Origin of the sequence: Sulfurovum sp. bin170 (assembly GCF_010892395.1) — a bacterium.
In the GTDB taxonomy this organism is placed as follows: Bacteria; Campylobacterota; Campylobacteria; order Campylobacterales; family Sulfurovaceae; genus UBA1140.
Genome location: NZ_JAACKB010000170.1, coordinates 1 through 2473 on the forward strand (window position 1 = coordinate 1; position 2473 = coordinate 2473).

The following is a 2473-nucleotide window of genomic DNA, read 5'->3' on the forward strand; positions in this document are numbered from 1 at the left end:
TAAATTAAGAAAGGCTAAAGATGAACTTGCTTTTAAAAAAGTTACTACTCCTATTAACTCTACTATTTTCAACTCTACTATACGCAGATGGTGAAGATATTTCCATCTCCATATCAGATGTTTCTGCCAATGAGAATAGTGGAACAATGACATTTACAATAACTATATCAGAAGCTCCCATCCTACCCATAACTGTTGATTATTCGACACTCAATGGTACAGCAACAGCAGGAGATGATTATGTTGTCAAGTCTGATTGGCTTCTTTTTGGTGCAGGTATATCAGAGAGAAATTTTGAGATAGAACTGCTTGATGATACTATCTATGAGGGGAATGAGAACTTCTATATTCAGATAAGTACAACTGAAACAGGTTATAGCACATTAAATAACGGTACTGGAACCATTGTGGATAATGAGTTGGCTCCACTAGAAATACGCTCTAATAATCAAAGTATCACCGAAGGAGACTCAGCTACTAATGATTTAAGATTTAAGTTTTATCTTAATCGAATCGCTCCTGTAGGTGGTGTGACCATAACCTATAATACTAGCGATAATACTGCAACAGCAGGTGAAGACTATAACAGTACCTCTGGAACAGTAACTATTCCAGAAGGAGAATCTTATGTTTATGTTTATGTACCTATTATAGGAGACCTAGCTCCTGAATTGCAAGAGAGATTTTACCTCAACCTTGCCAATACTGATGTAGGAACACTCAAAACTACTCAGGTTCGTGGTTATATTAATGATAATGATGCGATAGAAGTTGACATAACAAGCTCTAGCGTCCAAGAGGGAAATATTGGTGATACAAATCAGATGCAGTTTAAAATTTTTCTTGCCGACAACAAAGCCTATCCTCTTGATACCCCTTTGACAATTAGTTATCAGACAGGAGATGGTTCAACCCCAACAGCAACTGCTAATAGTGACTACGCACATAAAAGTGGAACGGTTACATTTAACAAAGGGGAGATAGAGAAGTTTGTCTATGTAGATATTATTGGAGATGATGATATTGAAGAGAATGAGTATATCAAGATGTCTATTACAGGAGAGCATATTATCAACTACTCATCACAAAATAGGATTATCAATGATGATGGCTCCTATCCATCTATCGCTTTTGATGATAACAGTTTTTCTATCTTAGAGGGAGATAGTGAGCAGAGGAGTTTGGAGTTTAATCTCACACTAACTCAACCTGCACTAGCAGGGGCAACATTTCACTATGAGACACGAGATGGAACTGCCGAAACAAATGGTAGTGACTATAGCCACACTTATGGTGATAAGAGCATAGCTGTAGAAAGCACCAAAGTTACCATATCTGTACCTATTTTAGGTGATACAGATATAGAGAGTGATGAGTCATTTTACCTAAAAATTTCAAACTTAACAAATCTAAATCTATTGAACAGTGACCAGACTACAGGAACTATAATTAATGATGATGGCTCATATCCAAATCTAACATTTACAACTAACTCATACTCCGTTATGGAGGGAGATAGTGGACAGGTGGATTTGAACTTTACCATGACACTTGACCAACCAGCATTGGCAGGGTCATCATTTGACTACCATACCGAAAATATTACGGCTGATGGAAGTAGTGACTATGATACTATTGATACCAAAACCCATATATTTAGTGGTGGAGAGAGCAATATTACCATTCCTATCAAAGTTAATGGTGACACTGCTGTGGAGAGTGATGAGAGCTTTAGTTTGATTATCAACAATGAAAAGAACCTCACTATCTCAGAAATGCAAAATCCAATAGGTACTATTATCAATGATGATGGGAGTTATCCTACCATCAGTTTTACGGGGAGTAGCTATTTGATTGAGGAAGGTAATTTGGGAACAAAAGAGTTGAATATCACTCTAAGTCTTGATGCTCCTGCTTTTGCAGAGACTTCGATTGACTACTACACAGAGGATATAACAGCACAAGATAGTAGTAGCTCCTCCAAAGATGGTGACTATGATGTAGCAGTAGGAACGCTTATTATCCCAGAGGGGAACACAACAGCCTCCATACTTGTGACGATTAATGGTGATAGGAATATTGAACCTGATGAGAAGTTCTACATCTATCTTCATAACCCTGTTAATCTCAAAACCACTGTTAAGAAGGCTGATGCTACTATCCAAAATGATGATGAACATAACGATGACCCTTTTACTTGTGATGATACGATGTATCTCTCTAGTAGTATCAAAAGAGGAAGTTTGGAGACAGGAAAGATGTGGCTACATAAAATTGATACAGAGAAAACCCCATTTGGATTTGAGGTGATGGATGATTTTGGTGACCTCAAACTCTATAATGCCCTAGCCTACTCTGGCAAGGATAACTATATCTATGGACTCTTCAAAAATGAGCTGGTCAAGTTGACACAGACAGGAAAGGTGGTCTCTCTTGGAGAGGTGACAGGATTGCCTCCAATCCTCACAGATAA

1 protein-coding gene is annotated in these 2473 nt (G+C 37.8%); it reads left to right on the top strand.

Annotation, left to right across the window (positions count from 1 at the left end):
* Positions 1-20 precede the first annotated feature (20 nt).
* The coding region (locus tag GSY74_RS03940; RefSeq protein WP_164663804.1) for a Calx-beta domain-containing protein at positions 21-2473 on the top strand (2453 nt) is incomplete at its 3' end.